The sequence below is a fragment of the Saccharopolyspora hordei genome, from assembly GCF_013410345.1.
Classification (GTDB): domain Bacteria; phylum Actinomycetota; class Actinomycetes; order Mycobacteriales; family Pseudonocardiaceae; genus Saccharopolyspora; species Saccharopolyspora hordei.
Map to the genome: position 1 here is coordinate 1,128,621 of NZ_JACCFJ010000001.1, position 24,129 is coordinate 1,152,749.

General features: G+C 71.4%; 23 protein-coding genes and 1 tRNA gene. 17 read left to right on the plus strand and 7 right to left on the minus strand.

The window, feature by feature from the left end; genetic code table 11:
- Window positions 1-49 precede the first annotated feature (49 nt).
- The 13 genes from HNR68_RS05355 to HNR68_RS05415 all read left to right on the plus strand — a co-directional run bounded on the left by HNR68_RS05355 (window position 50) and on the right by HNR68_RS05415 (window position 16,646).
- Window positions 50-1,390 carry an NADH-quinone oxidoreductase subunit D gene (locus HNR68_RS05355; protein WP_179718226.1) on the plus strand — a complete coding sequence of 447 codons (1,341 nt, stop codon included), beginning with the start codon at window positions 50-52 and terminating at the stop codon, window positions 1,388-1,390.
- Window positions 1,387-2,145: an NADH-quinone oxidoreductase subunit NuoE gene (nuoE, locus tag HNR68_RS05360; protein WP_179718228.1), complete on the plus strand. Its 759-nt coding sequence runs from the start codon at window positions 1,387-1,389 to the stop codon at window positions 2,143-2,145. Before HNR68_RS05355 ends, nuoE begins: the two co-directional genes overlap by 4 nt.
- Window positions 2,146-2,155: 10 nt before the next feature.
- Window positions 2,156-3,463 carry an NADH-quinone oxidoreductase subunit NuoF gene (gene nuoF / locus HNR68_RS05365; protein WP_179718230.1) on the plus strand — a complete coding sequence of 436 codons (1,308 nt, stop codon included), beginning with the start codon at window positions 2,156-2,158 and terminating at the stop codon, window positions 3,461-3,463.
- Window positions 3,460-5,979: an NADH-quinone oxidoreductase subunit G gene (locus HNR68_RS05370; RefSeq protein WP_179718232.1), complete on the plus strand. Its 2,520-nt coding sequence runs from the start codon at window positions 3,460-3,462 to the stop codon at window positions 5,977-5,979. The genes nuoF and HNR68_RS05370 overlap by 4 nt, the downstream gene beginning before the upstream one ends.
- Window positions 5,976-7,280: an NADH-quinone oxidoreductase subunit NuoH gene (gene nuoH, locus HNR68_RS05375; RefSeq protein ID WP_179718234.1), complete on the plus strand. Its 1,305-nt coding sequence runs from the start codon at window positions 5,976-5,978 to the stop codon at window positions 7,278-7,280. Before HNR68_RS05370 ends, nuoH begins: the two co-directional genes overlap by 4 nt.
- On the plus strand, window positions 7,267-7,833 hold the full coding sequence (nuoI, locus tag HNR68_RS05380) for an NADH-quinone oxidoreductase subunit NuoI (RefSeq protein WP_179718236.1): 567 nt from the start codon (window positions 7,267-7,269) through the stop codon (window positions 7,831-7,833). Before nuoH ends, nuoI begins: the two co-directional genes overlap by 14 nt.
- Window positions 7,830-8,765 carry an NADH-quinone oxidoreductase subunit J gene (locus tag HNR68_RS05385; RefSeq protein ID WP_179718238.1) on the plus strand — a complete coding sequence of 312 codons (936 nt, stop codon included), beginning with the start codon at window positions 7,830-7,832 and terminating at the stop codon, window positions 8,763-8,765. The genes nuoI and HNR68_RS05385 overlap by 4 nt, the downstream gene beginning before the upstream one ends.
- Window positions 8,762-9,061 carry an NADH-quinone oxidoreductase subunit NuoK gene (nuoK, locus tag HNR68_RS05390; RefSeq protein ID WP_179718240.1) on the plus strand — a complete coding sequence of 100 codons (300 nt, stop codon included), beginning with the start codon at window positions 8,762-8,764 and terminating at the stop codon, window positions 9,059-9,061. Before HNR68_RS05385 ends, nuoK begins: the two co-directional genes overlap by 4 nt.
- Before the next feature lie 20 nt (window positions 9,062-9,081).
- Entirely contained in the window at window positions 9,082-11,082 is a 2,001-nt protein-coding gene (nuoL, locus tag HNR68_RS05395; protein ID WP_179718243.1) for an NADH-quinone oxidoreductase subunit L, read from the plus strand.
- A 91-nt stretch (window positions 11,083-11,173) separates the two neighbouring features.
- Window positions 11,174-12,751, plus strand: coding sequence for an NADH-quinone oxidoreductase subunit M (locus HNR68_RS05400; RefSeq protein WP_179718245.1), 1,578 nt, complete (start codon window positions 11,174-11,176; stop codon window positions 12,749-12,751).
- Window positions 12,752-12,786: 35 nt separating this feature from the next.
- Window positions 12,787-14,328 carry an NADH-quinone oxidoreductase subunit NuoN gene (nuoN, locus tag HNR68_RS05405; RefSeq protein ID WP_179724673.1) on the plus strand — a complete coding sequence of 514 codons (1,542 nt, stop codon included), beginning with the start codon at window positions 12,787-12,789 and terminating at the stop codon, window positions 14,326-14,328.
- Window positions 14,329-14,376: 48 nt separating this feature from the next.
- A complete protein-coding gene (locus HNR68_RS05410; RefSeq protein WP_179718247.1) occupies window positions 14,377-15,405 on the plus strand; it encodes a polyprenyl synthetase family protein in 1,029 nt (342 codons plus the stop codon).
- Window positions 15,406-15,524: 119 nt separating this feature from the next.
- Complete coding sequence (locus HNR68_RS05415; RefSeq protein WP_343049952.1) at window positions 15,525-16,646, plus strand: sunset domain-containing protein; 1,122 nt, start codon at window positions 15,525-15,527, stop codon at window positions 16,644-16,646.
- Window positions 16,647-16,654: 8 nt separating this feature from the next.
- Here HNR68_RS05415 and HNR68_RS05420 read toward each other — a convergent pair whose 3' ends face one another.
- Window positions 16,655-17,098, minus strand: a complete 444-nt coding sequence (locus tag HNR68_RS05420) for an Lrp/AsnC family transcriptional regulator (protein WP_179718249.1) — start codon at window positions 17,096-17,098, stop codon at window positions 16,655-16,657.
- A gap of 74 nt (window positions 17,099-17,172) precedes the next feature.
- Between HNR68_RS05420 and ddaH the strand changes: the two genes are divergently transcribed.
- Complete coding sequence (gene ddaH / locus HNR68_RS05425; protein WP_343049953.1) at window positions 17,173-18,027, plus strand: dimethylargininase; 855 nt, start codon at window positions 17,173-17,175, stop codon at window positions 18,025-18,027.
- Between the two features lie 120 nt (window positions 18,028-18,147).
- On the opposite strand, the gene HNR68_RS05430 is transcribed toward ddaH, so the two are convergent.
- The gene (locus HNR68_RS05430; RefSeq protein WP_179718252.1) at window positions 18,148-19,035 is read right to left on the minus strand and encodes a YceI family protein; all 888 of its coding nucleotides are present in this window, start codon (window positions 19,033-19,035) and stop codon (window positions 18,148-18,150) included.
- Between the two features lie 231 nt (window positions 19,036-19,266).
- Here HNR68_RS05430 and htpX point away from each other — a divergent pair, with 231 nt between their 5' ends.
- The gene (gene htpX / locus HNR68_RS05435; RefSeq protein ID WP_179718254.1) at window positions 19,267-20,142 is read left to right on the plus strand and encodes a zinc metalloprotease HtpX; all 876 of its coding nucleotides are present in this window, start codon (window positions 19,267-19,269) and stop codon (window positions 20,140-20,142) included.
- 4 nt (window positions 20,143-20,146) lie between these two features.
- Here the strand turns inward: htpX and rfbA are convergent, their stop codons facing one another.
- The 4 genes from rfbA to HNR68_RS05455 all read right to left on the minus strand — a co-directional run bounded on the left by rfbA (window position 20,147) and on the right by HNR68_RS05455 (window position 22,235).
- Window positions 20,147-21,028, minus strand: coding sequence for a glucose-1-phosphate thymidylyltransferase RfbA (rfbA, locus tag HNR68_RS05440; RefSeq protein ID WP_179718256.1), 882 nt, complete (start codon window positions 21,026-21,028; stop codon window positions 20,147-20,149).
- Between the two features lie 127 nt (window positions 21,029-21,155).
- Window positions 21,156-21,647, minus strand: coding sequence for a YajQ family cyclic di-GMP-binding protein (locus tag HNR68_RS05445; RefSeq protein ID WP_179718258.1), 492 nt, complete (start codon window positions 21,645-21,647; stop codon window positions 21,156-21,158).
- Between the two features lie 144 nt (window positions 21,648-21,791).
- Window positions 21,792-21,873 (minus strand) — tRNA-Tyr (locus HNR68_RS05450).
- A 53-nt stretch (window positions 21,874-21,926) separates the two neighbouring features.
- Window positions 21,927-22,235, minus strand: a complete 309-nt coding sequence (locus tag HNR68_RS05455; protein WP_179718261.1) for a hypothetical protein — start codon at window positions 22,233-22,235, stop codon at window positions 21,927-21,929.
- A gap of 78 nt (window positions 22,236-22,313) precedes the next feature.
- Here HNR68_RS05455 and HNR68_RS05460 point away from each other — a divergent pair, with 78 nt between their 5' ends.
- On the plus strand, window positions 22,314-22,556 hold the full coding sequence (locus tag HNR68_RS05460; protein WP_179718263.1) for a hypothetical protein: 243 nt from the start codon (window positions 22,314-22,316) through the stop codon (window positions 22,554-22,556).
- Between the two features lie 2 nt (window positions 22,557-22,558).
- Here HNR68_RS05460 and HNR68_RS05465 read toward each other — a convergent pair whose 3' ends face one another.
- Window positions 22,559-23,035 (minus strand): TIGR03668 family PPOX class F420-dependent oxidoreductase, encoded by a 477-nt coding sequence (locus HNR68_RS05465; RefSeq protein WP_343049954.1) that lies wholly within the window; start codon window positions 23,033-23,035, stop codon window positions 22,559-22,561.
- On the opposite strand from HNR68_RS05465, the gene HNR68_RS05470 reads away from it, so the two are divergent.
- Complete coding sequence (locus HNR68_RS05470; RefSeq protein ID WP_343049955.1) at window positions 22,998-23,981, plus strand: alpha/beta fold hydrolase; 984 nt, start codon at window positions 22,998-23,000, stop codon at window positions 23,979-23,981. The genes HNR68_RS05465 and HNR68_RS05470 overlap by 38 nt on opposite strands.
- Window positions 23,982-24,129 lie beyond the last annotated feature (148 nt).

Here is a 24,129-nt window from a genome sequence, read left to right on the forward strand (position 1 = left end):
TGGGCATCGCGTACCCGGAGGGCGGCGACACCGCGGAGAGGTGTTGGAGATGAGTACCGAATCACTGGCGGGCACCGGGGTCGGCCCGGAGGCCGCCGAGGCGCGGGAGACGACGGAGGGCCGGGTCTACACCGTCACCGGTGGCGACTGGGACGAGTTCATCGACGAGACCTCCGGCGAGGAGCGGGTCGTCATCAACCTCGGCCCGCAGCACCCGTCCACGCACGGCGTGCTCCGCCTGGTGCTGGAGCTGGAGGGCGAGACCGTCACCAAGGCCCGTTCGGTGATCGGCTACCTGCACACCGGCATCGAGAAGAACCTCGAGTACCGCACCTTCACCCAGGGCGTCACCTTCGTGACGCGGATGGACTACCTGGCGCCGCTGCACAACGAGGCCGCCTACTGCCTCGCGGTGGAGAAGCTGCTGGGCATCGAGGCGCCGCCGCGGGCCCAGACGTTCCGGGTGATGCTCATGGAGCTCAACCGGATCTCCTCGCACCTGGTGTTCCTGGCGACCGGTGCCATGGAGCTCGGCGCCACCACCGGCATGACCTTCGGCTTCCGGGAGCGCGAAGAGGTCCTGCACCTGCTGGAGTTCCTCACCGGGCTGCGGATGAACCACGCGTTCATCCGGCCCGGCGGCATCGCGCAGGACCTGCCGGAGGGCTGGCAGGAGAAGGTGCTGGCGTTCATCGACGTGATGGACTCCCGGCTGCCGTCCTACGACAAGCTGTTCACCGGCCAGCCGATCTGGAAGCAGCGCCTCAAGGACGTCGGGTACCTGCCGCTGGACGGCTGCCTGCAGCTGGGCGTCACCGGCCCGCTGCTGCGCGCGGCCGGCCTGCCCTGGGACCTGCGCAAGGTGCAGCCGTACTGCGGGTACGAGGACTACGAGTTCGAGGTGCCGACCAGCACCGACGCCGACTGCTACGCCCGCTACCTGCTGCGGCTGGAGGAGATCCACCAGTCGCTGAAGATCATCCGGCAGTGCGTGGACAAGATGGAGCCCGGCCGGCACATGGTCGACGACCCCAAGATCGCCTGGCCGGCGAAGCTGAGCATCGGGCCGGACGGGATGGGCAACAGCCTGGAGCACGTCCGCAAGATCATGGGTCAGTCGATGGAGTCGCTGATCCACCACTTCAAGCTGGTGACCGAGGGCTTCGACGTGCCGCCGGGCCAGGTGTACACGCAGGTGGAGTCGCCGCGCGGTGAGCTCGGCGTGCACATGGTCTCCGACGGCGGCACCCGACCGTTGCGGGCGCACGTCCGGGAACCCAGCTTCGTGAACCTGCAGGCGATGCCCGCGATGTGCGAAGGCGGACTGGTGGCCGACGTGATCGCGGCGGTCGCCTCCATCGACCCGGTGATGGGCGGGGTGGATCGATGACCGAGCAGTTCGAGTTCACCAACACCGAGGAAGCGGTCCACGAGACCGCGGACACGTCGGTGTTCGACGCGAAGACCCGTGACGAGGCGCAGCAGATCATCGCGCGGTACCCGGAGTCCCGGTCGGCGCTGCTGCCGATGCTGCACCTCGTGCAGTCGGTGCAGGGGCACGTCAGCGCGGCGGGGATCCAGTTCTGCGCCGAGCAGCTGTCGCTGTCCACCGCGGAGGTCAGCGCGGTCGCGACGTTCTACACCATGTACAAGCGCAAGCCCTGCGGCCAGCACCTGGTGAGCGTGTGCACCAACACGCTGTGCGCGGCGCTCGGCGGCGACGCGATCTACCGGCAGCTCAGCGAGCACCTGGGCGTCGGGCACGACGAGACGGCCGGCACGCCGGGCGAGGAGGGCTCGATCACCCTCGAGCACGCCGAGTGCCTGGCGGCCTGCGACCTGGCGCCGGTGCTGCAGGTCAACTACGAGTACTTCGACAACCAGACGCCGGAGAAGGCGCTGGAGCTGGTGAAGGCGTTGCAGCGCGGGGAGAAGCCCGCGCCGACACGCGGCCCGGAGCTGACCGACTTCCGCACCGCGGAGCGCCAGCTGGCCGGGTTCTTCGACGACCTCGAGTCCACTGTGGCCGGTCAGTCGCAGGCGCCGGAGACGCTGCGCGGTGCGCAGCTGGCCCAGGAGCGCGGCTGGACCGCGCCGAGCATGCCCGACGACGTGGACCTGCCGCCGGTGCCGGAGAAGAAGTGAGGTTGCGGCCATGACCCGAGCTCAGTCCAACGTCGACCCGGTGACCCCGGTGCTGACCAAGCGGTGGCTCTCGCCCAACTCCTGGACCCTGCGCACCTACGAGCAGCTGGAGGGCTACACCGCGCTGCGCAAGGCGCTGCAGGGCACCCCCGAGCAGCTCGTCGAGCTCGTCAAGTCGGCCGGGCTGCGCGGCCGCGGTGGGGCGGGCTTCCCGTCCGGCGTGAAGTGGAGCTTCATGCCCTCCCAGCCCACCAAGCCGCACTACCTGGTCATCAACGCCGACGAGGGCGAGCCGGGGACCTGCAAGGACATCCCGCTGATGATGGCCGACCCGCACTCGCTGATCGAGGGCTGCATCATCGCCAGCTACGCGATGCGCGCGAACACCTGCATGATCTACGTGCGCGGCGAGGCGCTGCACCCGATCCGGCGGCTGAACAACGCGGTGCGCGAGGCCTACCAAGCCGGGTACCTGGGCAAGGACATCCTCGGCTCCGGGTTCGACCTGGACATCGTGGTGCACGCGGGCGCGGGCGCCTACATCTGCGGTGAGGAGACCGCGCTGCTGGACTCGCTGGAGGGCAAGCGCGGGCAGCCGCGGCTCAAGCCCCCGTTCCCGGCGGCCGCGGGCCTCTACGCCTGCCCGACCACGGTGAACAACGTCGAGACCATCGCCACCGTGCCCTACATCGTCAACGGCGGTGTCGACTGGTTCCGCAGCATGGGCACCGAGAAGTCGCCGGGCCCGAAGATCTACTCGATTTCCGGGCACGTCGAGCGGCCCGGCCAGTACGAGGCCCCGCTGGGCACCACGCTGCGGCAGCTGCTGGAGCTGGCGGGCGGCATGAAGGACGGCATCCCGCTGAAGTTCTGGACGCCGGGCGGCTCGTCCACCCCGATGTTCACCGCCGACCACCTGGACGTGCCGCTGGACTTCGAGGGCGCGGCCGAGGCCGGGTCGATGCTGGGCACCACCGCGGTGATGGTGTTCAACGAGACGGTGTCGGTGCCGTGGGCCGTGATGAAGTGGACGCAGTTCTACGAGCACGAGTCGTGCGGCAAGTGCACCCCCTGCCGCGAGGGCACCTACTGGCTGGCGCAGGTGCTGGAGCGCATGGTCGAGGGGCGCGGCACCCAGGAGGACATCGACACCCTGCTGGACGTCTGCGACAACATCTTCGGCCGCTCGTTCTGCGCCCTCGGTGACGGTGCGACGAGCCCGATCGTCAGCGGCATCAAGTACTTCCGCGAGGAGTTCCTCGCGCTCTGTGAGAAGAACAAGGCCGACGAGCCGGAACTGGTAGGAGCGGCCCGATGACGGTGGCACCAGAATCAGAAGCCCGCCCGGTGCCGGAGGGCTACGTCCGCCTGACCATCGACGGGATCGAGGTCGAGGCGCCCAAGGGCGAGCTGCTGATCCGCACCGCCGAGCGGATGGGCATCACCATCCCGCGCTTCTGCGACCACCCGCTGCTGGACCCCGCGGGGGCCTGCCGGCAGTGCCTGGTCGAGGTGGAGATGGGCGGTCGGCCGATGCCCAAGCCGCAGGCGTCCTGCACCATGACCGTCGCCGACGGCATGGTGGTCAAGACGCAGCGGACCTCGCCGGTGGCGGACAAGGCGCAGCAGGGCGTGATGGAGCTGCTGCTCATCAACCACCCGCTGGACTGCCCGATCTGCGACAAGGGCGGCGAGTGCCCGCTGCAGAACCAGGCGCTCAAGCACGGCCGGGCCGAGTCCCGCTTCCACGAGAAGAAGCGGACCTTCGCCAAGCCGGTGCCGATCTCCTCGCAGGTGCTGCTGGACCGCGAGCGCTGCGTGCTGTGCCAGCGGTGCACCCGGTTCTCCAAGCAGATCGCCGGGGACCCGTTCATCGAGCTGCTGGAGCGCGGGGCGGTGCAGCAGATCGGCATCGGCGAGCAGCAGCCGTTCCAGTCCTACTTCTCCGGCAACACCATCCAGATCTGCCCGGTCGGTGCGCTGACCAGCGCGGCCTACCGGTTCCGCTCCCGGCCGTTCGACCTGGTGTCCACGCCGGGCCAGTGCGAGCACTGCGCGTCGGGCTGCGAGATCCGCACCGACTGGCGGCGCGGCAAGGTGATGCGCCGGCTCGCCGGGGACGACCCGGAGGTCAACGAGGAGTGGATCTGCGACAAGGGCCGGTTCGCGTTCCGCTACGCCACCGCCGCCGACCGCATCACCCGCCCGCTGGTCCGCGAGGGCGGTGAGCTCCGCGAGGCGTCCTGGACCGAGGCGCTGCAGGTCGCGGCGAAGGGCCTCACCGAGGCCCGCGAGGCGCACGGGGTCGGCGTGCTGCCCGGCGGTCGGCTGACCGTCGAGGACGCCTACGCGTACGCGAAGTTCGCGCGGATCGCGCTGCGCACCAACGACATCGACTTCCGGGCGCGACCGCACTCCGCGGAGGAGCTGCGGTTCCTGGAGTCCACTGTGGTGGGCGTGACGCCGGGGACCGGGGTCACCTACCGGGACCTGGAGTCCGCGCCCGCGGTGCTGTGCGTGGCCTTCGAACCCGAGGAGGAGTCGCCGATCGTCTTCCTCCGGCTGCGCAAGGCGGCCCGCAAGGGCGGGACGAAGGTGTTCCACCTCGGCCCGTGGGCCTCGCCGGGCGTGGAGAAGACCACGGTCATCGTGCACAACGGCGGCCCGGTCAGCACCGGCGAGCTGGTGCCGTGCACGCCGGGCGGCGAGGCCGCCGCGCTGCGCGAGCTGCCGCCCGCGGTGGCCGAGGCGCTCCAGCAGCCGGGCGCGGTGCTGCTCGTCGGCGAGCGCGCCGCGCAGGTCCCCGGGTTGTACTCCGAGGTCCTGCGCACCGCGCAGCGGACCGGCGCCCGGGTCGCCTGGATCCCGCGCCGGGCGGGCGAGCGCGGCGCGGTCGAGGCGGGCGCGCTGCCGACGCTGCTGCCCGGTGGCCGCCCGGTCACCGACGCCGCGGCCCGGTCCGAGATCGAGCAGGCCTGGGGCGTGGGTCCCGGCGCGCTGCCCGCGACCGCCGGTCGCGACCTCACCGGCATCCTCACCGCGGCCGCGGCCGGGGAGCTGTCCGGCCTGGTCGTCGGCGGGGTGGACCCGAACGACCTGCCCGACCCGGCGCTGGCCGAGCAGGCGCTGCGCCGCGCGGACTTCGTGGTCAGCCTGGAGCTGCGGCCCACCGCGGTCACCGAGCACGCCGACGTGGTGCTGCCCATCGCGCCGAGCCCCGAGAAGTCCGGCAGCTTCCTGAACTGGGAAGGCCGCCGCCGCGAGTTCCGCACCACCATCGAGGGCACCGGGGCGGTGCCGGACTGCCGGGTCCTCGACACCCTCGCGGTGGAGATGGACGCCGACCTGTTCACGCAGTCCCCGGCCGCGGCGTCCGCCGAGCTCGAGCGCATCGGCCCGAACGTCGGCGACCGGCTGCCCGGGCCGGACGAGCCGGTCTCCGCCGCGCCCACACCGGGACCGGGCCAGGCGGTGCTCGCGACCTGGCGGCAGCTGCTGGACAACGGCTCGCTGCAGGACGACGAACCGAACCTGGCGGGCACCGCGCGCCGCACCGTCGCCGTGCTGTCGCCGCGGACCGCGGAGCGCATCGAGCTCGGCCTCGGCCAGCGCATCGAGGTGCGCACCGCCAAGGGCGCGATCGTGCTGCCGGTGGAGCTCGCCGACATGCCCGACGACGTCGTCTGGGTGCCCACCGACTCCGGGACGTCGCGGGTGCACCGCGCGCTCGGCGCCGGGCACGGCGCGCTCGTCGACATCGCCGCCACCACGCCGATGTCCCCCGCGGCCACCAACGGCCACGGCACCACCCACCTCGACGGGGGGAGAGCATGACCACCACCGCGGAACTGCTCGCCGACGACCCGCTCTGGCTGATCCTGCTGAAGGTCGTCGCCATCTTCGTCTTCCTGGTCGTCATGACGCTGCTGTCCATCTGGGGCGAGCGCCGGGTGCTCGGGAAGATGCAGCACCGGCCCGGGCCGAACCGGGCGGGCCCGTTCGGCCTGCTGCAGTCGCTGGCCGACGGCCTGAAGCTGGCGTTCAAGGAGGACATCCGCCCGGTCCTGGCGGACAAGTGGGTCTACTTCCTGGCGCCGGTCGTCGCGGCGACGCCGGCGATGGTGTCGTTCTCGGTGATCCCGGTCGGGCCCGAGGTGACCATCTTCGGCGAGCGGACCGCGCTGCAGCTGGTGGACCTGCCGGTCGGCCTGCTGGTGGTGCTGGCCTGCGCCTCCGTCGGCGTGTACGGCATCGTGCTGGCCGGCTGGTCGTCCGGGTCGCCGTACCCGCTGCTCGGGTCGCTGCGCTCGGCGGCGCAGGTGATCTCCTACGAGATCGCGATGGGCCTGTCGTTCGTCGCGGTGATCATGTACGCGGGGACGCTGTCCACCTCGGGCATCGTCGAGGCCCAGCAGCACGGCTGGTTCTTCCTGCTGCTGCCGTTCAGCTTCGCGGTCTACGTGATCTCGATGGTCGGTGAGACCAACCGCGCCCCGTTCGACCTCCCGGAGGCCGAGTCGGAGCTGGTCGGCGGCTTCCACACCGAGTACTCGTCGCTGAAGTTCGCGCTGTTCTTCCTCGCCGAGTACATCAACATGGTCACCGTCTCGGCGCTGGCGACCACGCTGTTCCTCGGCGGCTGGCGCGCGCCGTGGCCGCTGTCGCTGGTCGGCGACGGGGTGCTCAACACCGGGTGGTGGCCGGTGCTGTGGTTCCTCGGCAAGACGCTGGCCTTCCTGTTCTTCTTCGTCTGGCTGCGCGGCACCCTGCCCCGCCTGCGCTACGACCAGTTCATGAACCTGGGCTGGAAGGTGCTGGTCCCGTGCAGCCTGCTGTGGATCATCGCGGTGACGGTGATCCGCGCGCTGCGCAACGACGGCACGGTCACCACGCAGCAGTTCCTCATCGGCGGCGCCGTCGTGATCGCGGTGCTGCTGGTGGCCACGTTCCTGATCCCGGACCGCCGCCCGGAGAAGGACACCGACGACGTGCCGCTGGCGGGCAGCGGCTACCCGATCCCGCCGCTCGACCTCAAGGTTCCCGAGACGCCGCCGCGCCGCACCCCGGTGCGCACCGGTGCCGCGGGCGAGGTCGAGAGCGCGGAGGGCGAGGAGGCGCCTCATGGGAATGTTTGATCCGATCAAGGGCTTCGGCGTCACCTTCTCGACGATGTTCAAGAAGGTCGTCACCGAGGAGTACCCGGAGGTCAAGAAGGTCCCGGCGCCCCGGTACCACGGGCGGCACCAGCTCAACCGGCACCCGGACGGGCTGGAGAAGTGCGTGGGCTGCGAGCTGTGCGCCTGGGCGTGCCCCGCTGACGCGATCTTCGTGGAGGGCGGGGACAACACCGAGGAGGAGCGCTACTCGCCCGGTGAGCGCTACGGCAAGAACTACCAGATCAACTACCTGCGCTGCATCGGCTGCGGGTTGTGCATCGAGGCGTGCCCGACGCGGGCGCTGACGATGACCAACGAGTACGAGACCGCCGACGACAACCGCCAGGACCTCATCTACACCAAGGAGGACATGCTGGCGCCGCTGCTGCCCGGCATGGAGCAGCCGCCGCACCCGATGCGGCTGGGCGACGACGAGCAGGACTACTACGTGCGCGGTCCTGAGCTCGCCCGGCAGCGCGGGGTCCCGGCGGACGAGACGGTCGAGTCCGGGCACGAGGAGGCCAGGCGATGACCCTCGCAACCGCGCAGGTACTGGCACAGGGCGCCACCGTGGGCGCCGGTGAGACCGCGGTCTTCTGGATCCTCGGACCGCTGGCGCTGGTCGGCGCGCTGGGCATGGTGTTCGCGCGCAACGCGGTGCACTCCGCGCTGTGGCTGGTGCTGACGATGCTGTGCCTCGGCGTGCTCTACATGGCGCAGAGCGCGCAGTTCCTCGGCTTCACGCAGATCATCGTCTACACCGGCGCGATCATGATGCTGTTCCTGTTCGTGCTGATGATGGTCGGCCGCGACTCCTCCGACTCGGTCGTGGAGGTGCTGCGCGGGCAGCGGTTGTGGGCCGGCATCGGCGGCATCGGCCTGGCCGCGCTGCTGGTGTCCGGGCTGGCGCGGGCGCTCACCGACGTGCCCGTCGCCGCGCCGCTGAACCCGTGGACGCCGCAGGGCGGTGGTGCGGGCGGCCTCGGGCGGCTGATCTTCACCGACTACCTGTTCCCGTTCGAGCTGACCTCGGCGCTGCTCATCACCGCCGCGGTCGGCGCGATGGTGCTGGCCTACGGCGGCAAGGGCCGCGGCCCGCGGGTGAGCCAGCGCGAGCGCGCCAACGCCCGCTTCCGCAGCGGGCGCCCGTCGCCGCTGCCCGGCCCCGGCGTGTACGCCACCGCGAACTCGGTGGCCGTGCCCGCGCTGCTGCCGGACGGGTCGGTCGCGCCGGAGTCGCTGTCCGAGCTGCTGGAGAGCCTGCCCGCCGAGCGGCTGGTGGAGGAGCGCCGGTTGGTCAAGGGCGAGACGCCTGCCCCCGACCCGCACGCGCTCACCGCCGGCCACCACGAGGCCTCGCCCGAGGTGCCCGAGCAGCCGGCGGACGAGCCGCGCGGCAACGGCACCGGGACGAAGAACGGTCACGGATCCGAGCACGCCACCACCGAGGAGGTCCGGCAGTGACCCCCACGTACTACCTGCTGCTCTCGGCGCTGCTGTTCACCATCGGCGCGGTCGGCGTCCTGGTGCGGCGCAACGCGATCGTGGTGTTCATGTGCATCGAGCTGATGCTCAACGCGGTCAACCTGAGCCTGGTGACCTTCGCCCGCATCGAGGGGTCGACGCACGGGCAGGTCATGGCCTTCTTCGTGATGGTGGTCGCGGCGGCCGAGGTGGTGGTCGGCCTGGCCATCATCATGTCGATCTTCCGGACGCGTCGCTCGGCCTCGGTCGATGACGCCAACCTGCTGAAGTACTGAGAGGGCGCGTGGTGACGGCAATGATGACTACCGGGGCCTTCCTCGCCGCCAGTCCTGAGGTGACGGCGGCTGCCGGCGGTGTCCAGCAGAACGCCTGGTTGCTGGTCGCGTTCCCCGCCCTGGGCGCGCTGGTCCTGCTCGTCGCCGGACGCCGGGCCAACGGCTGGGGGCACGTCCTCGGCTGCGCCACGGTGATCGCGTCCTTCGTGTACGGGGTGGTGCTGTTCGGCTCGATCTCCGGGCTGCCGGAGAGCGAGCAGCTGCGCGAGCTGCACCTGTTCTCGTGGATCCCGGTCAACGCCCTGCAGGTCGACTTCGGGCTCCGGATGGACCCGCTGTCGATGGTGTTCGTGCTGCTGATCACCGGGGTGGGCTCGCTGATCCACCTCTACTCGATCGGCTACATGGCGCACGACCAGCATGGCCGCACCGGGCGGGACAACACCGAGCGGCGCCGGTTCTTCGCCTACCTGAACCTGTTCGTCGCGGCGATGCTGGTGCTGGTGCTGGGCAACAGCTTCGTGACGCTGTACCTCGGCTGGGAGGGCGTCGGCCTCGCCTCCTACCTGCTGATCGGGTTCTGGCAGGGCCGCCCGTCGGCGGCCGCGGCGGCCACCAAGGCGTTCGTGATGAACCGGGTCGGCGACGTCGGCCTGGCGCTGGCGATCTTCCTGCTGTTCGCCAACCTCGGCACCACGCAGTACGCCGAGGTGTTCGCCCGCGCCGGCGAGCTCTCGCCGGGCGTGCTGCTGGCCATCACGCTGCTGCTGTTGCTGGGCGCCTGCGGCAAGTCCGGCCAGGTGCCGCTGCAGGCGTGGTTGCCGGACGCGATGGAGGGCCCGACGCCGGTCTCCGCGCTCATCCACGCCGCGACCATGGTCACCGCGGGCGTGTACCTGATCGCCCGCGCCAACCCGCTGTACTCGCTGTCCCCGGGCGGGCAGCTGGCGGTGACGATCGTCGGTGCGGTGACGCTGCTGGTCGGGTGCGTCATCGGCTGCGCCTACGACGACATCAAGAAGGTCCTGGCGTACTCCACGGTCAGCCAGATCGGCTACATGATGCTGGCCGTCGGGCTCGGCCCGGCCGGGTACGCGCTGGGCATCATGCACCTGCTCACCCACGGCTTCTTCAAGGCCGGGCTGTTCCTCGGCGCCGGTTCGGTGATGCACGGCATGCACGACGAGGTCGACATGCGCAAGTTCGGCGGCCTCTACCGGTACATGCCGATCACCTTCGCCACCTTCGGCCTCGGCTACCTGGCGCTGATCGGCTTCCCGTTCCTGTCCGGCTACTACTCGAAGGACGCCATCATCGAGGCGGCGTTCGGCCAGGAGGGCTGGCGCGGCTGGGTGTTCGGCGGCGCGGCGCTGCTGGGCGCGGGCATCACCGCCTTCTACATGACGCGCCTGGTGCTCATGACCTTCTTCGGCGAGAAGCGCTGGGAGAAGCTGAAGGCCGGCAACGGCCAGGACTTCCACCCGCACGAGTCGCCGACGATCATGACCGCGCCGATGGTCGTGCTGGCCGTCGGCTCCGTGGCCGCGGGCATGTTCTTCGCCGGCGGCGACCGGCTGGTCAGCTTCCTGGCGCCGTCGCTGGGCGAGCTCCAGGAGTCCGGGCACAGCGCGATCCCGCACGCGATGATCCCGGTGCTCACCGTGGTGGTCTCCGCGCTCGGCGTGCTGGTCGCCTGGCTGCTGGTCGGGCGCAAGCCGGTGCCGGTGGAGCGCCCGGTGCGGGTGTCGCCGATCGTGCGCGCGGCTCGCGCCGACCTCGGCGGCAACGCGCTGAACAACGCCATCGCGGTGCGCCCGGCGTTCGCCCTGGCGCGCGGACTGGTCACTGTGGACGACAAGGGCGTGGACGGCGCGGTCAACGGCATCGCAGGCGTCCTGGGCTTCAGCTCCGGGAAGCTGCGCCGCTGGCAGACCGGGTTCGTCCGCTCCTACGCCCTGTCCATGCTCTTCGGCGGCGTCGTGGTGGTCGCCGCCCTGATGGCCGTGGGGATCCCGACATGACGACGCTCTCGCGCACCCAAGGGCAGTTCCGGGTGGAACTGCACGTCCACTGTGGATCCTGCTGGCGGAGCGAGCTCCGGGAGGAGATCCGATGACCCTGCTCGTCGCAATGGTCCTGCTGCCGATCGTCGGGTCGGTGGTGGTGGCGCTGCTGCGCGGCAACGCGCCCGCGGCGAAGTGGACCGCGCTCGGGTTCTCCCTGGTGGAGATCGCGCTCGCGCTGGCCGCGTGGGCCGCCTACGACCCGGCCGGGCCGCGCTTGCAGCTCACCAGCTCGCTGGCCTGGATCCCGGCCTTCGACATCAGCTTCTCGTTCGGCGTGGACGGCATCGCGCTGGTGATGATCGCGGTGATCGCGCTGCTCACCCCGCTGGTGCTCGGCTACAGCTGGGGCGAGCGGCTGCCGGAGGGACGCACCCACGGCGGCTTCTTCTCGCTGCTGCTGCTGGAGCAGGCGCTGACGGTGGCGGTGTTCGCCGCGACCGACCTGTTCCTGTTCTACGTGCTGTTCGAGATCATGCTGGTCCCGATGTACTTCCTCATCGGCGGCTACGGCGGGGAGAAGCGCACCTACGCCGCGGTGAAGTTCTTCCTGTACTCGTTCCTCGGCGGCCTGATCATGCTGGCCTCGGCGATCGGCGCCTACGTCTACAGCGCTGAGGCCACCGGCCGCGGCACCTTCGCCTGGGAGGAGCTGGTGCCGGTGCTGCGGGACGCGCCGACGAGCGTGCAGGTGTGGCTGTTCCTCGGCTTCTTCACCGCGTTCGCCATCAAGGCCCCGCTGGTGCCGTTCCACACCTGGCTGCCGGACGCCGCGCAGCAGGCGCCGATCGGGGTCGCGGTCATCGTGGTCGGCGTGCTGGACAAGGTCGGCACGTTCGGCTTCCTGCGCTACAGCCTCCCGCTCACGCCGGAGGCCTCGCAGGTGCTCGCGCCGCTGGTGCTGGTGCTGGCGGTCATCGGCGTGCTCTACGGCTCGTTCCAGGCGTTCGGGCAGACCGACTTCAAGCGGTTCATCGCCTACGTCTCGATCGCGCACTTCGGGTTCATCGCGCTGGGCATCTTCGCGTTCACCTCGCAGGCGCACGCCGGCTCGGTGTCCTACATGGTCAACCACAGCATCGCGACCGGCATGCTGATCCTGGTGATCGGCATGGTGATCACCCGCGGCGGCTCCACCCGCATCGCCGACTACGGCGGCATGGCGAAGGTGACGCCGCTGCTGGCCGGGACGCTGCTGATCGCCGGGCTGAGCACCCTGTCGCTGCCCGGCACCAACTCGTTCATCAGCGAGTTCCTGGTGCTCATCGGCTCGTTCGAGACCCGGCCGGTGTACACCGTGCTGGCCACCGTCGGCATGGTGCTGGCCGCCGTCTACGTGCTGTGGCTCTACCAGCGCACCATGCAGGGCCCGGTGCGCGGGGACGCGCTGCTGGGCGCCGCGGCCGGTCCGGGCGCGGTGACCGACCCGAACGGCGCGGGCGCGCACCGGCTGCGGATCGCCGACCTCGGCGCCCGCGAGATCGCCGTGCTGACCCCGCTGATCGTGCTGGTGCTCGCGCTCGGCTTCTACCCGAAGCCGGTGCTGGACGTGATCAACCCGTCGGTCGCGGCAACCATGAGCGAGGTCGGCGTCACCGACCCCGTGACCTCGCAGGGAGGTAACTGACAGTGGGTGTCATGACGAGCGGCGCACTGGCGCAGCTGCAGTCCGTGGAGATCCCGCCGATCGACTACGCGGCGATCGCACCGATCCTGATCGTCCTCGGCGCGGCCTGCCTGGCGATCCTGGTGGAGGCGTTCCTGCCGCGGCACCAGCGCTGGCCGGTGCAGGTGGGGCTGAGCCTGGTGACGATCGTGGCCGCCGGGGTGGCGCTGGCCGTCCACGCCCGCTCGGGCGGCACCGGGGTGACCACGCTCTCGGACACCCTGGCGGTCGACCCGCCGACGCTGTTCCTGTGGGGCACCCTGCTCGCGCTCGGGCTGGCCGCGATCCTGCTCATCGCCGACCGCTCGGTGGAGTCGGGCGGCGCGTTCGTCGCCGAGTCCCGGGCCGCCGAGGGGCCGGGCACCATGAGCCGCGCCGCGGCCGCGGTCTCCGGGATGCGCACCGAGGTCTTCCCGCTCGCCCTGTTCTCCCTCGGCGGGATGCTGGTGTTCACCGCGGCCAACGACCTGCTCACCATGTTCATCGCGCTGGAGGTGCTGAGCCTCCCGCTGTACCTGATGTGCGGGCTGGCCAAGCGGCGCCGGCTGCTGTCGCAGGAAGCGGCGGTGAAGTACTTCCTGCTCGGTGCCTTCGCCTCGGCGTTCTTCCTGTACGGCCTGGCGCTGCTCTACGGCTACGCGGGCTCGGTGAAGCTGCAGGCCATCGCCGACGCCACCGCCGGGTCGGACCGCTCGGACACCCTGCTGTTCGCCGGGCTCGGCCTGCTGCTGGTGGGCCTGCTGTTCAAGGCCTCGGTGGGCCCGTTCCACACCTGGACCCCGGACGTGTACCAGGGCGCGCCGACCGCGGTGACCGGTTTCATGGCCGCCTGCACCAAGGTCGCCGCCTTCGGCGCGATCCTGCGCGTGCTGCAGGTCGGGTTCCAGGCGTCGAGCTGGGAGTGGAAGGGCGTGCTGTGGGCCATCGCCATCGCCTCGATGGTCATCGGCGTGGTGCTCGGCCTCACCCAGCAGGACATCAAGCGGATGATCGCCTACTCCTCGGTGGCGCACGCCGGGTTCATGCTCATCGGCGCCATCGCGCTGACCGAGCGTGGCCTGTCCAGCACGCTGTTCTACCTGCTCGCCTACGGGTTCACCACGATCGCGGTGTTCGGTGTGATCAGTCTCGTGCGCCGGTCGGACGGTGAGGCGACTCACCTCTCCGACTGGGCGGGGCTGGCCAAGCGGTCGCCGCTGGTCGCCGGGGTGTTCGCCTTCCTGCTGTTCGCCCTCGCCGGCATCCCGCTGACCAGCGGTTTCATCGGCAAGTTCGTGGTGTTCGAGGCGGCGCTGGCCGACGGGATGGCGCCGCTGGTCGTGGTGGCCCTGGTGGCCAGCGCGGTCGCCGCGTTCTTCTACCTCCGCGTCATCGTGGTGATGTACTTCAACGACCCGGCCGAGGACGGCCCGACCGTGAGCGTGCCGGGTGCGTTCACGACAGCCGCGATCACTCTCGGTGTCGTCGTCACCCTGCTGCTGGGCGTCCTGCCGACTCTGGCGCTGGACTGGGCGAACGTCGGTGGCTTCGTGTCGTAGAGTGCACGCCGGTAGGGCGAACGTTGGGGGAGCGAAGGCGACGGTGACGTGAGCAGGCCAGCGGGTGACCCGATCAGCGAGCTGATCAAGGGCAACGGAACCGGGATCGACATCGCCGACTCGGCGTTGGCCGACTCGGTGCAGCAGGGCATCGATCGGGTGGAGCGCTTGCTGCACGACTCGGTGCAGAGCGAGTTCGAGTTCGCGACCCGCACCTCGCTGCACCTGGTGGAGGCGGGGGGCAAGCGGTTCCGGCCGCTGTTCACGCTGCTGGCCGCGCACTTCGGCGACCCGCACGCGGACGAGGTGATCAAGTCCGCGGCGGTGGTGGAGCTGATCCACCTGGCCACGCTCTACCACGACGACGTGATGGACGAGGCCACCATGCGGCGCGGCGCGAGCAGCGCCAACGCCCGCTGGGACAACTCGGTCGCCATCCTGACCGGCGACTTCCTGTTCGCGCGGGCGTCGGCGCTCATCGCCGACCTGGGCGCGGAGGCGGTCCGCTCGATGGCGGGCACCTTCGAGCTGCTGGTCACCGGGCAGATGCGGGAGACCGTCGGGCTCGGCGCCGACGAGGACGCCGTCGACTCCTACCTGCGGGTGGTCTACGAGAAGACCGGTTCGCTGATCGCCACCGCGGGCCGGTTCGGTGCCTGGTTCTCGGGCGCGGACGAGAAGACGGTGGCGTCGCTGGAGCGGATCGGCCGGCTCGTCGGCATCGGCTTCCAGATCTCCGACGACATCATCGACATCGCCTCGCCGGCCGACGAGTCCGGCAAGACGCCGGGCACCGACCTGCGCGAGGGCGTGCGCACCCTCCCGATGCTGTACGCGCTGGCCGACCCGGACACCGACCCGCGGTTGCGCGACCTGCTGTCCCGCCCGCTGTCGGACGACGACGAGGTGCGCGAGGCGCTGGACCTGCTGCGCGAGTCGAACGGCCTGGCCCGCAGCCGCGCGACGCTGGACTCCTACGCCGGTGACGCACGCGAGGAGCTCGCCTCGCTGCCCGACGCCCCGGCGCGGGACGCGCTGGCGGCGCTGGTCGACTACGTGGTGGCCCGGACCCGCTGAGCCGTGGTGGGGGCTGCTGGATCACGAGCCGGTCACGACACCTCGTCGGTGTGGTGCTGCGTGGTAGGTATGCCGGGACCGACCGGCGGCGCCGGAGCTCGTGAGGAAGGACATCGCTCGTGATCACCTGGTTGTTCACCCAGGTGTGGCTGTGGAGCCTCGCCGCGTTCGCGCTCGGCGCCCTGATCACCTGGTTGTTGTTCGTCCGCCCGGTGCAGCGGCGCTTGGCGGAGTACGAGGCCGCCCAGTACGACCACGGCTCGGCCGACCACGACGAGCCCGGCTACGACGAGGACGGCTACGACCAGCCCGGCTACGTGGAGCCGGAGACCGCCCGGGAGCCGCTGGACCTGCTGCACCCGGCGCGGCCGCACGACGCCGACGAGCCGCCGATCGGTGACTGGGACCGGCCCCCGCGCGCGTGGGCGGACCCGCGTCTGCGCGCGCCGGAGGACGAGGACACCGAGAACAGCTGGTTCCGCAGGTGGGACGAGTCGGTGCAGCACGCCGACCCGGAGGCCCCGCCGGACGTCGCGGTGACCGCGGTGCGACCGCGCGTCCCGGTGGCCGAGCAGCGCGCCGAGCCCGCCGACGGTCCGTCCGGCCGCGACGGCTCGGAGGCCGACCCGGCGGAGACGACCCAGCGCAGCGAGCCGGGTGCGGAGACCGCCGCGCGCGGCGGACCGGCCGCCGAGGACGGCGGTGCGCGCGGCGAACCGTCGCCGGAGACGGCGGGTGCCGGTCCGGCCGAGACCGGTGCGTCGAGCGACGGCGCCGAGCGGGGCGAGACCGCTGCGTCGCAGGACGAGGACGCCGCGGCGACGCCCGGCGAGGAGCCCGCACCGGAGCTGACCGGCTTCGCCGGGCAGCTGACCGACCCGGAGCGCCTGTCCGGGCAGTTGCGGTCGCTGCTCGAGTCGATGGAGGACGGGGCGCAGCCGGAGACGCCGTACGTGCCGCCGGTCGGCGCGGAGGCGACGCAGGTCATCCCGGTCGTCGAGGACCCCGACGCGCCGCCGCTGCCGCACCGCACCCCGGGCACGGGCCCGCACCCGGGGCAGGACCACGGCTGGTCCGGCACCGGCCCGATGGTCAAGGGTCACTCGGCGTCCCGGCAGTACCACACCCCGGACTCGCCGCACTACTCGGAGATCGTCGCCGACGTGTGGTTCCGCTCCGCGAAGGACGCCGAGATCGCGGGCTTCGAGCCCTGGAACGGCCGCCGGGCCGCCCGCGGCTGACGGCCGCCTCACTCGGGCTCGGGCTGGCGCTCCAGCAGTCGGGACAGGACCACGGTGGAGACCGTGCGGCTCACGAAGTCGACCGAGCGCAGCCGTTCCATCGCCTCCTCGAGGTGGTGGATGTTCGCCGCGCGCAGGTGCACGATCGCGTCCGCCTGCCCGGAGACGGTGTAGGCCGCCACCACCTCGGGCAGCGGTTCCAGGCCGGTGCGGATGCGGTGCGCGGGGACGTTGCCGGCGCAGTGGACCTCGACGAACGCCTCGGTGCCCCAGCCGAGCGCCTCCGGGTCGACGACCGCGGTGAAGCCCCGCAGCACGCCCAGGTCCAGCAGCTTGTCCACCCGCCGCTTCACCGCGGGGGCGGAGAGCCCGACCTGCGCACCGATCTCCGCGTAGCTCGCCCGGGCGTCGGCCACCAGGTGCGAAATGATTCGATGATCCAGCGCGTCCATACGCAACATTCTGCCGCACGAATCGAACGGAGCGGCGTTGATGCGTGCTCTCGACTCCGCTTACATTTCGATTCATGACGGTCATCGCCGAGCAAGGAGCCACTGCCCTCGAGTCGCCGCAGGCCAGCCCGCGGCACTACGTGATGTGCCCGCCGCAGTACTTCACCGTCGAGTACTCGATCAACCCGTGGATGGACCCCGGGACGCCGGTGGACGTCGACCGGGCGATGGCCCAGTGGACCGAGCTCAAGCGCACCTACGAGCGCCTCGGCCACACCGTCGACGTCGTCGAGCCCCAGCCGGGGCTGCCGGACATGGTCTTCGCGGCCAACTCGGCGACCGTGATCGGCGGCAAGGTGCTCGGCGCCCGGTTCCGCGCGCCGCAGCGGGCCGCCGAGGCCGAGCACTTCCGGCGCTGGTTCACCACGCGCGGGTACCGGGACCTGGTGATGCCGTCCCGCACCAACGAGGCCGAGGGCGACTTCGCCTGGACCGGCGAGGTGCTGCTGGCGGGCACCGGGTTCCGCACCGACCCGGAGGCGCACGCCGAGGCGCAGGAGGTCCTCGGCGTGCCGGTGGTGTCGCTGCGCCTGGTCGACCCGCGGTACTACCACCTGGACACCGCGCTGTTCGTGCTGCGGCGGGGGCCGGGGGCGCGGATCGCCTACTACCCGGAGGCGTTCTCCGACGGGTCGCGGCGCGTGCTGGAGCGGATGTTCCCGGACGCCGTGATCGCGAGCGAGGCCGACGCGGCCTGCCTGGGGCTCAACGGGGTCTCCGACGGCAAGCACGTGGTCCTGCCGGTCGAGGCGACCGCGCTGGCCGCGCAGCTGGCCGACCGCGGCTACGAGCCGGTCCTGGTGGACGTCTCGGAGCTCCGGAAGTCAGGCGGCGGCCCCAAGTGCTGCACCCTCGAACTCCACCCGTGACCGAGGGGGCGTGAGCGTCCTGTCGCGCGATCCCGGTGGGGACCAGGTGCCAGGGCCCCACCGGGATCGCGTGGGTTCACCGCTCCGGGTGGCGTTGGTCACCGGTCCCGGAGCGGTGGGTCACTGCTCTCGGACGGCTTGGACGCCGATCTCGAGGTCGATGGTGGCGCCGACCACCGCGATGCCCTTGGCCAGCGTGGCCTTCCAGTTCACCGCGAAGTCCTCGCGGTGCAGCGTCGCGGTCGAGTGGCAGGCCACGCGCAGGTCGCCGTCGAAGCCCGGCCCCTGCCACTTCCGCTGACCCAGGTAGGTCGTGGCCAGCTCGACGGGACGGGTGGTGCCGCGCAGCGTCAGGTGCCCGCTGACCGACCAGCGGTCCGCTCGCAGGTGCGTGAACCGGTCGCTGGTGAACCGCAGGTGCGGGTGGTTCGCCACGTCGAAGAAGTCCGCCGAGCGCAGGTGCTCGTCGCGCATCGCGACCCCGGTGTCGACGCTCGCGGCGTCGATCACCACCTCGATGCGGGAGTCCTCGAACCGCTCCGCCACCTCCACGACGCCGTCGAACTCCCGGAACGCGCCGTGGATCTTGGACATGCCGATGTGCGGCGCGGTGAACCGGATCTCGGTGTGGTACGGGTCGAACCGGTACCGGCCGGGCAGCGGCGGCTTCAGCGACTCGTCCGGCTCCAGCCGGACGGTGCCGAGCTGCAGGTGCTGGTTGACCCCGACCTCCACCTGCGTGCTGGAGCGGCGGTAGCCGCCCGCGCTGATCGACAGCCGGTGCGTGCCCGGCGAGACCGAGGTGGTGAAGCTGCCGTAGTTGTCGGTGACGCCGTGCGCGGTCCGCTGGTTGAGCCGACCGGTCAGCGTCACGACCGCGCCCGGCAGCAGCTGCCCCCGCTCGTCCTGCACCTGGAGGGTGATGACGCCGCTGTCCAGCGGGGTCGGGAGCAGTCCGGCGGCGCCTGCACCGTGTCGCGGACGACGCCGGAGCTTGCCGAAGATCATGTGGGGGTCCTTCCTGAGCCGGGTACGGTGGACGTGGTTTCACATTCAACAACCGGCGGCACGTCCGAGATCGCCTCGGGGAGGCTGCGAGTTGCCTTCGGCACACGCGGAACTAGGCCTCACGTCGACTCGTTCTGTGGGTAGACCGTCTACGAGAGCGGGGAGATCGTCCGCCCTGAGACCACCCAGAAGGTGTCGGCCCCCGTGGGGCCCTTGGTGGAGGCAGGCACGGTGCACAGTCACTTCAACGGATTGAAAACGGCGTTGCTGCTCGGCGGCATGAGCGCGCTGGTGCTGCTCGTCGGCTCGCTGTTCGGCCGCACCGGGCTCGTCATCGCGCTGGTCGTCGCGCTGGGCATGAACGGGTACGCCTACTTCAACTCGGCGAAGCTGGCGCTGCGCGCCATGCACGCGCGGCCGGTGTCCGAGGCGGAGCAACCCGCCATGTACCGGATCGTCCGGGAGCTGGCCACCTCGGCCAAGCAACCGATGCCCGCGCTCTACATCAGCCCGACCCGCGCCCCCAACGCCTTCGCGACCGGCCGCAACCCGCGCAACGCCGCGGTGTGCTGCACGGCCGGCATCCTCGAACTGCTCGACGAGCGCGAGCTCCGCGCGGTCCTCGGCCACGAGCTCTCGCACGTGTACAACCGGGACATCCTGATCTCCAGCGTGGCGGGCGCGCTGGCGAGCGTGGTGACCTTCCTGGCCAACTTCGGCCTGTTCTTCGGCATGGCGGGCGGCCAGGACGAGGACCGCCCCAACCTGTTCGCGGTGCTGCTCGTCGCGCTGCTCGGGCCGATCGCGGCGGCCGTGGTGCAGATGGCCGTCAGCCGCTCCCGCGAGTACCAGGCCGACGCGTCCGGGGCGAACCTCACCGGCGACCCGCTCGCGCTCGCCTCCGCGCTGCGCAAGCTGGAGCGCGGCACCCAGCAGGCGCCGCTGGCCCCGGAACCGCAGCTGGTGTCCCAGTCGCACCTGATGATCGCCAACCCGTTCCGCCCCGGCGAGCGGATGGCGCGGTTGTTCTCCACGCACCCGCCGATGGCGGACCGCATCCGCCGCCTCGAAGGCATGGCGGGTCACCAGCTCCCGCCGGTCTGGTGACGCCTCAGACCGCGGCGCCGGCCCGGCGGGCGATGTCCATCACGTACTGGCCGTAGCCGGACTTCGCCTGCCGGGAGCCCAGTTCGTAGCAGTGCTCCGGGGTGATGTAGCCCATCCGCAGCGCGATCTCCTCCAGGCAGGCGATCCGCACCCCCTGGCGGTGCTCCAGCACCTGCACGAACTGGCCGGCCTCCAGCAGCGAGTCGTGCGTGCCGGTGTCCAGCCACGCGAAGCCGCGGCCCAGCGGCGTCAGCCGCGCGCGGCCTTCCCGCAGGTAGGTGAGGTTGACGTCGGTGATCTCCAGCTCGCCGCGCGCCGACGGGGTGAGGCCCTTGGCGATGTCCACCACGTGGTTGTCGTAGAAGTACAGCCCGGTGATGGCCATGTCGGACTTCGGCTCGGCCGGCTTCTCCACGATGGACACCAGCCGGCCCTCGTCGTCGACCTCGCCGACGCCGTAGCGCTCGGGGTCGCGCACCGGGTAGCCGAACAGCGTGCAGCCGTCGAGGTCCCGCACGCACTGCTGCAACAGCCCGGAGAAGCCCTGGCCGTAGAAGATGTTGTCGCCGAGCACCAGCGCCACCGAGTCGTCACCGACGAAGTCGGCGCCGATCACGAACGCCTCGGCGAGGCCGTTGGGCTCGGGCTGCTCGGCGTAGGAGATCTCGATGCCGAACTGCGAGCCGTCGCCGAGCAGCCGCTGGAACAGCGGCACGTCCTCCGGGGTGGAGATGAGCAGCACGTCCCGGATCCCGGCCAGCATCAGCACCGAGAGCGGGTAGTACACCATCGGCTTGTCGTAGACGGGCAGCAGCTGCTTCGACACGACCTGGGTCAACGGGTGCAGCCGCGTCCCGCTGCCCCCGGCCAGCACGATCCCCTTCACCCGGAAAAACCTCCCCGTCCACTCCGGTGGTGCCGCTCCCTCCCCGGCGCCGCCGGAGCCCGGTGCGGCGCGCACCGCCCGTGAGGTGCCGTCGCGGGAGCTCGGCGGCACCTCGCGACCAGCGGTGTCAGCGGTAGTTCTCGAACTGGAGGGCCACGTCGAAGTCGGACGACTTCAACAGCTGGATGACCGCCTGCAGGTCGTCCTTCTTCTTGCCGGAGACCCGGAGCTGGTCGCCCTGGATCTGCGCCTGCACGCCCTTCGGGCCCTCGTCGCGGATCTTCTTCGAGATCTTCTTCGCCACGTCCTGCGAGATGCCCTGCACGATCTTGCCGGTGGCCTTGTAGACCTGCCCGGAACTGGCCGGCTCGCCCATGTCCAGGGCCTTCAGCGAGACGCCGCGCTTGATCAGCTTCTCCTTGAAGACCTCGATCGCGGCCTTGCAGCGCTCCTCGGTCTCGGACTCCAGCACGACCGCGTTCTCCCCGGACCACTGGATCTTTGTGCCGGTGCCGCGGAAGTCGAACCGGTTGGCGAGCTCCTTGGCCGCCTGGTTGAGCGCGTTGTCCACCTCCTGGTGGTCCACCTTGCTCACCACGTCGAAGGACGGGTTTGCCACGTGTCTTACCTCCCGTTGAGACGCAGCGTCGTGTCGTGCGAACACGCTACCGGGTGCGCCGGTGCCGCGGTGGGTACGCGCCCGAACCTCGCCCAACGACGAAACCGGCCCCGCGACCTGGTGGTCACGGGGCCGGTTCCTGCGTGCCAGGTGGAGGATTCGAACCTCCGAAGGCAATGCCGGCTGATTTACAGTCAGCTCCCTTTGGCCGCTCGGGCAACCTGGCGTGCGGTGAAAAGGATACAACCCGATGTCCACCCCGTGTCCAAGGGGGGTGGGTCAGCCGGGTCCGTCGTCGTGGACCAGGGCGGTGGCCTGCGCCGACCCGGCGTCCAGCGCGGTGCGCGCCGCCTCGGGCAGGCGGCTGCGGAAGTCCGGCCCGGCGGCCTTGAGCAGGACCATGAGCCGCTTGGCCAGTCCGCGGGCCTGGGTGAGGCGGATCTCCGGGGCGGTCAGCACCCGCTGCGAGTCGGCGAGCACCTTCCGGTAGCGGTGGTTGAGCTCGGCGTGCTGGTCGACCACGGCCAGCGCCCGTCCCAGGTCCTCGAGCTCCGCCGTGCTGACCTGGACGAAGTACGGATCGGGCACGTCTGGCAGCCTACGCGAGCGGTGGCGGGAGTCCGCCGACGGCGGCCGGTGCGTGGTTCGCCCGGTTAGCCTGGGTGCATGGCCATCGACCGGGCGGGCCGCGCGAGGCGGCGGCAGGAGCGGCGAGCAGCTGCGCAGCCGGAGCGGGAGGCGCGACCGTCCGGGTCCGCGGTGCTGGGCGTCGAGGGCCTGTTCAACGCGGGCGCCCGGCACCAGCTGGAGCACCTGGCCTGGGTGGAAGTGGTCAAGGAGGACGAGCGCGAGTCCGGCGGCCCGCTGGACCTGGACTCCGACGTGGTCCGGCTCGACCCGCGGGACTGAGGTCACGGCCGCCAGCCGCTCCACCGGTCCACCCGCACCACGATCAGCCGCCCGTTCGGGCGTTCTTCCCGGTACTGCGGGTACTTCGCGACGAGCGCGGCGACGAGGTCCGGGTGGTCGGGCGCGTCGGCCACCTCGGCACGGCCGTCGGCGCGGACCCACCACAGCCGGTCCCAGTCGTCGTCGTAGTGGTCCGCGAGCACCGTGACCTGCGGGTTCTCCACCACGTTGCGGAGCCGCCGCAGCTGCGTGGTCCGCTTCGGCTTGTGGTCGACCGCGGTGACGACCACATCGCCGGCGACGGCGAACGTGATCGGCACCAGGTGCGGTCGCCCGGACGTGTCTGCGCTGGCCAGACGGGCCACTCGCGCCCGCCCGAACCACTCGCGAGCCTGCTGCCGGTCGATGCGCACAGTCCTGCCGACTCCGTACCTTCGTGGTGTGCCTCCGAGCGCTCCTTCCGCACCAGGGTCCGCCACCGACGTCGGCCCCGGCTACCACGAACAGCTCCACTGGCTGCGCTACCAGGAGTTCTTCCCCGGTGCCCTGCGGGTCACCGCGGAGAACGCGCCGGCCGAGCAGTGGTGGCCGTGGCGGGACGTCCAGGTGCACGTCGACCGCGTCGCGCGCGAGCACGCGCCGACCAAGCTGATCTCCCTGCACGGCATCGGCACCTACGGCCGGATGCTCGCCCCGTACGGGCGGCTGCCCGCGCTGGCCGATCTCGAGCACATCGCCCCCGACCTGCCCGGCTGCGGCCTCACCGCCCCGTCCCGGCGCGGCACCACCTACCAGGACTGGGTGGACTGCGTCCTCGACCTGGTGGCGCTGGAACGCGCCCGCGACGACCGGCCGATCGTGCTGTTCGGGCTGAGCACCGGCGGGCGGCTGGCCTACGACGTGGCCGCGCGCGCCGGGGACGCGGTGGCCGGGGTGATCGCCACCTGCCTCGTCGACCCGCGGCGCACCGAGGTCCGCCGCCACCTGGCCGCCCGGCCGGAGATGGCCCGGTGGTCGGGGCTGCTCGGGCTGGCGCCGGGGCCGCTGGCGTCCGCGCGGGTGCCTGCGCACTGGCTGGCCAACATCGCCGCGATCTCCAACCACGCCCAGCTGGCCAACCTGGTGTGGGCGGATCCGCGCGGCGGCGGCAGCTCGCTGGCGCTCGGCTTCGTCCGCAGCTGCCTCACCGCGCCGCCCGCGGTCCCGCCGGAGGAGTTCACCGGTCCGCCGCTGCTGCTCGCCCAGCCGGCCGAGGACCGCTGGACGCCGCCGCTGCTGTCCCGGCGGTTCTTCGACCGGATCGGCGGGCCGACCCTCGTCGCCGAGCTGTCCGGTGCCGGGCACCTGCCGGTCGAGGAGTCGGGGCTGGCCGACCTGGACCGGGCCGTCCGCGACTTCCTGGACGAGTTCGGGCTGCCGTGGTGACCCGCGGTGACCGGCGTGCGCGGACCGTGCGCGCGGGTTTGGTTGCTGCGGGAATGCTCACAGGATCGTCGTGGTCGCGGTGCTGAGCCCAACGAGCGGTGGTGCTCACCGCTCCCCGTGAGGTCTGCGCAGGTCACTGCGCGTGCCC

Bases quoted from the DNA above. Each gene is read 5' to 3' on its own strand.
- HNR68_RS05355 (WP_179718226.1), top strand. From the start codon at position 50: ATGAGTACCGAATCACTGGCGGGCACCGGGGTCGGCCCGGAGGCCGCC.
- nuoE (WP_179718228.1), top strand. From the start codon at position 1,387: ATGACCGAGCAGTTCGAGTTCACCAACACCGAGGAAGCGGTCCACGAG.
- nuoF (WP_179718230.1), top strand. From the start codon at position 2,156: ATGACCCGAGCTCAGTCCAACGTCGACCCGGTGACCCCGGTGCTGACC.
- HNR68_RS05370 (WP_179718232.1), top strand. From the start codon at position 3,460: ATGACGGTGGCACCAGAATCAGAAGCCCGCCCGGTGCCGGAGGGCTAC.
- nuoH (WP_179718234.1), top strand. From the start codon at position 5,976: ATGACCACCACCGCGGAACTGCTCGCCGACGACCCGCTCTGGCTGATC.
- nuoI (WP_179718236.1), top strand. From the start codon at position 7,267: ATGGGAATGTTTGATCCGATCAAGGGCTTCGGCGTCACCTTCTCGACG.
- HNR68_RS05385 (WP_179718238.1), top strand. From the start codon at position 7,830: ATGACCCTCGCAACCGCGCAGGTACTGGCACAGGGCGCCACCGTGGGC.
- nuoL (WP_179718243.1), top strand. From the start codon at position 9,082: ATGATGACTACCGGGGCCTTCCTCGCCGCCAGTCCTGAGGTGACGGCG.
- HNR68_RS05400 (WP_179718245.1), top strand. From the start codon at position 11,174: ATGACCCTGCTCGTCGCAATGGTCCTGCTGCCGATCGTCGGGTCGGTG.
- HNR68_RS05420 (WP_179718249.1), bottom strand. From the start codon at position 17,098: ATGGACGCGCTGGATCATCGAATCATTTCGCACCTGGTGGCCGACGCC.
- ddaH (WP_343049953.1), top strand. From the start codon at position 17,173: ATGACGGTCATCGCCGAGCAAGGAGCCACTGCCCTCGAGTCGCCGCAG.
- HNR68_RS05430 (WP_179718252.1), bottom strand. From the start codon at position 19,035: ATGATCTTCGGCAAGCTCCGGCGTCGTCCGCGACACGGTGCAGGCGCC.
- HNR68_RS05460 (WP_179718263.1), top strand. From the start codon at position 22,314: ATGGCCATCGACCGGGCGGGCCGCGCGAGGCGGCGGCAGGAGCGGCGA.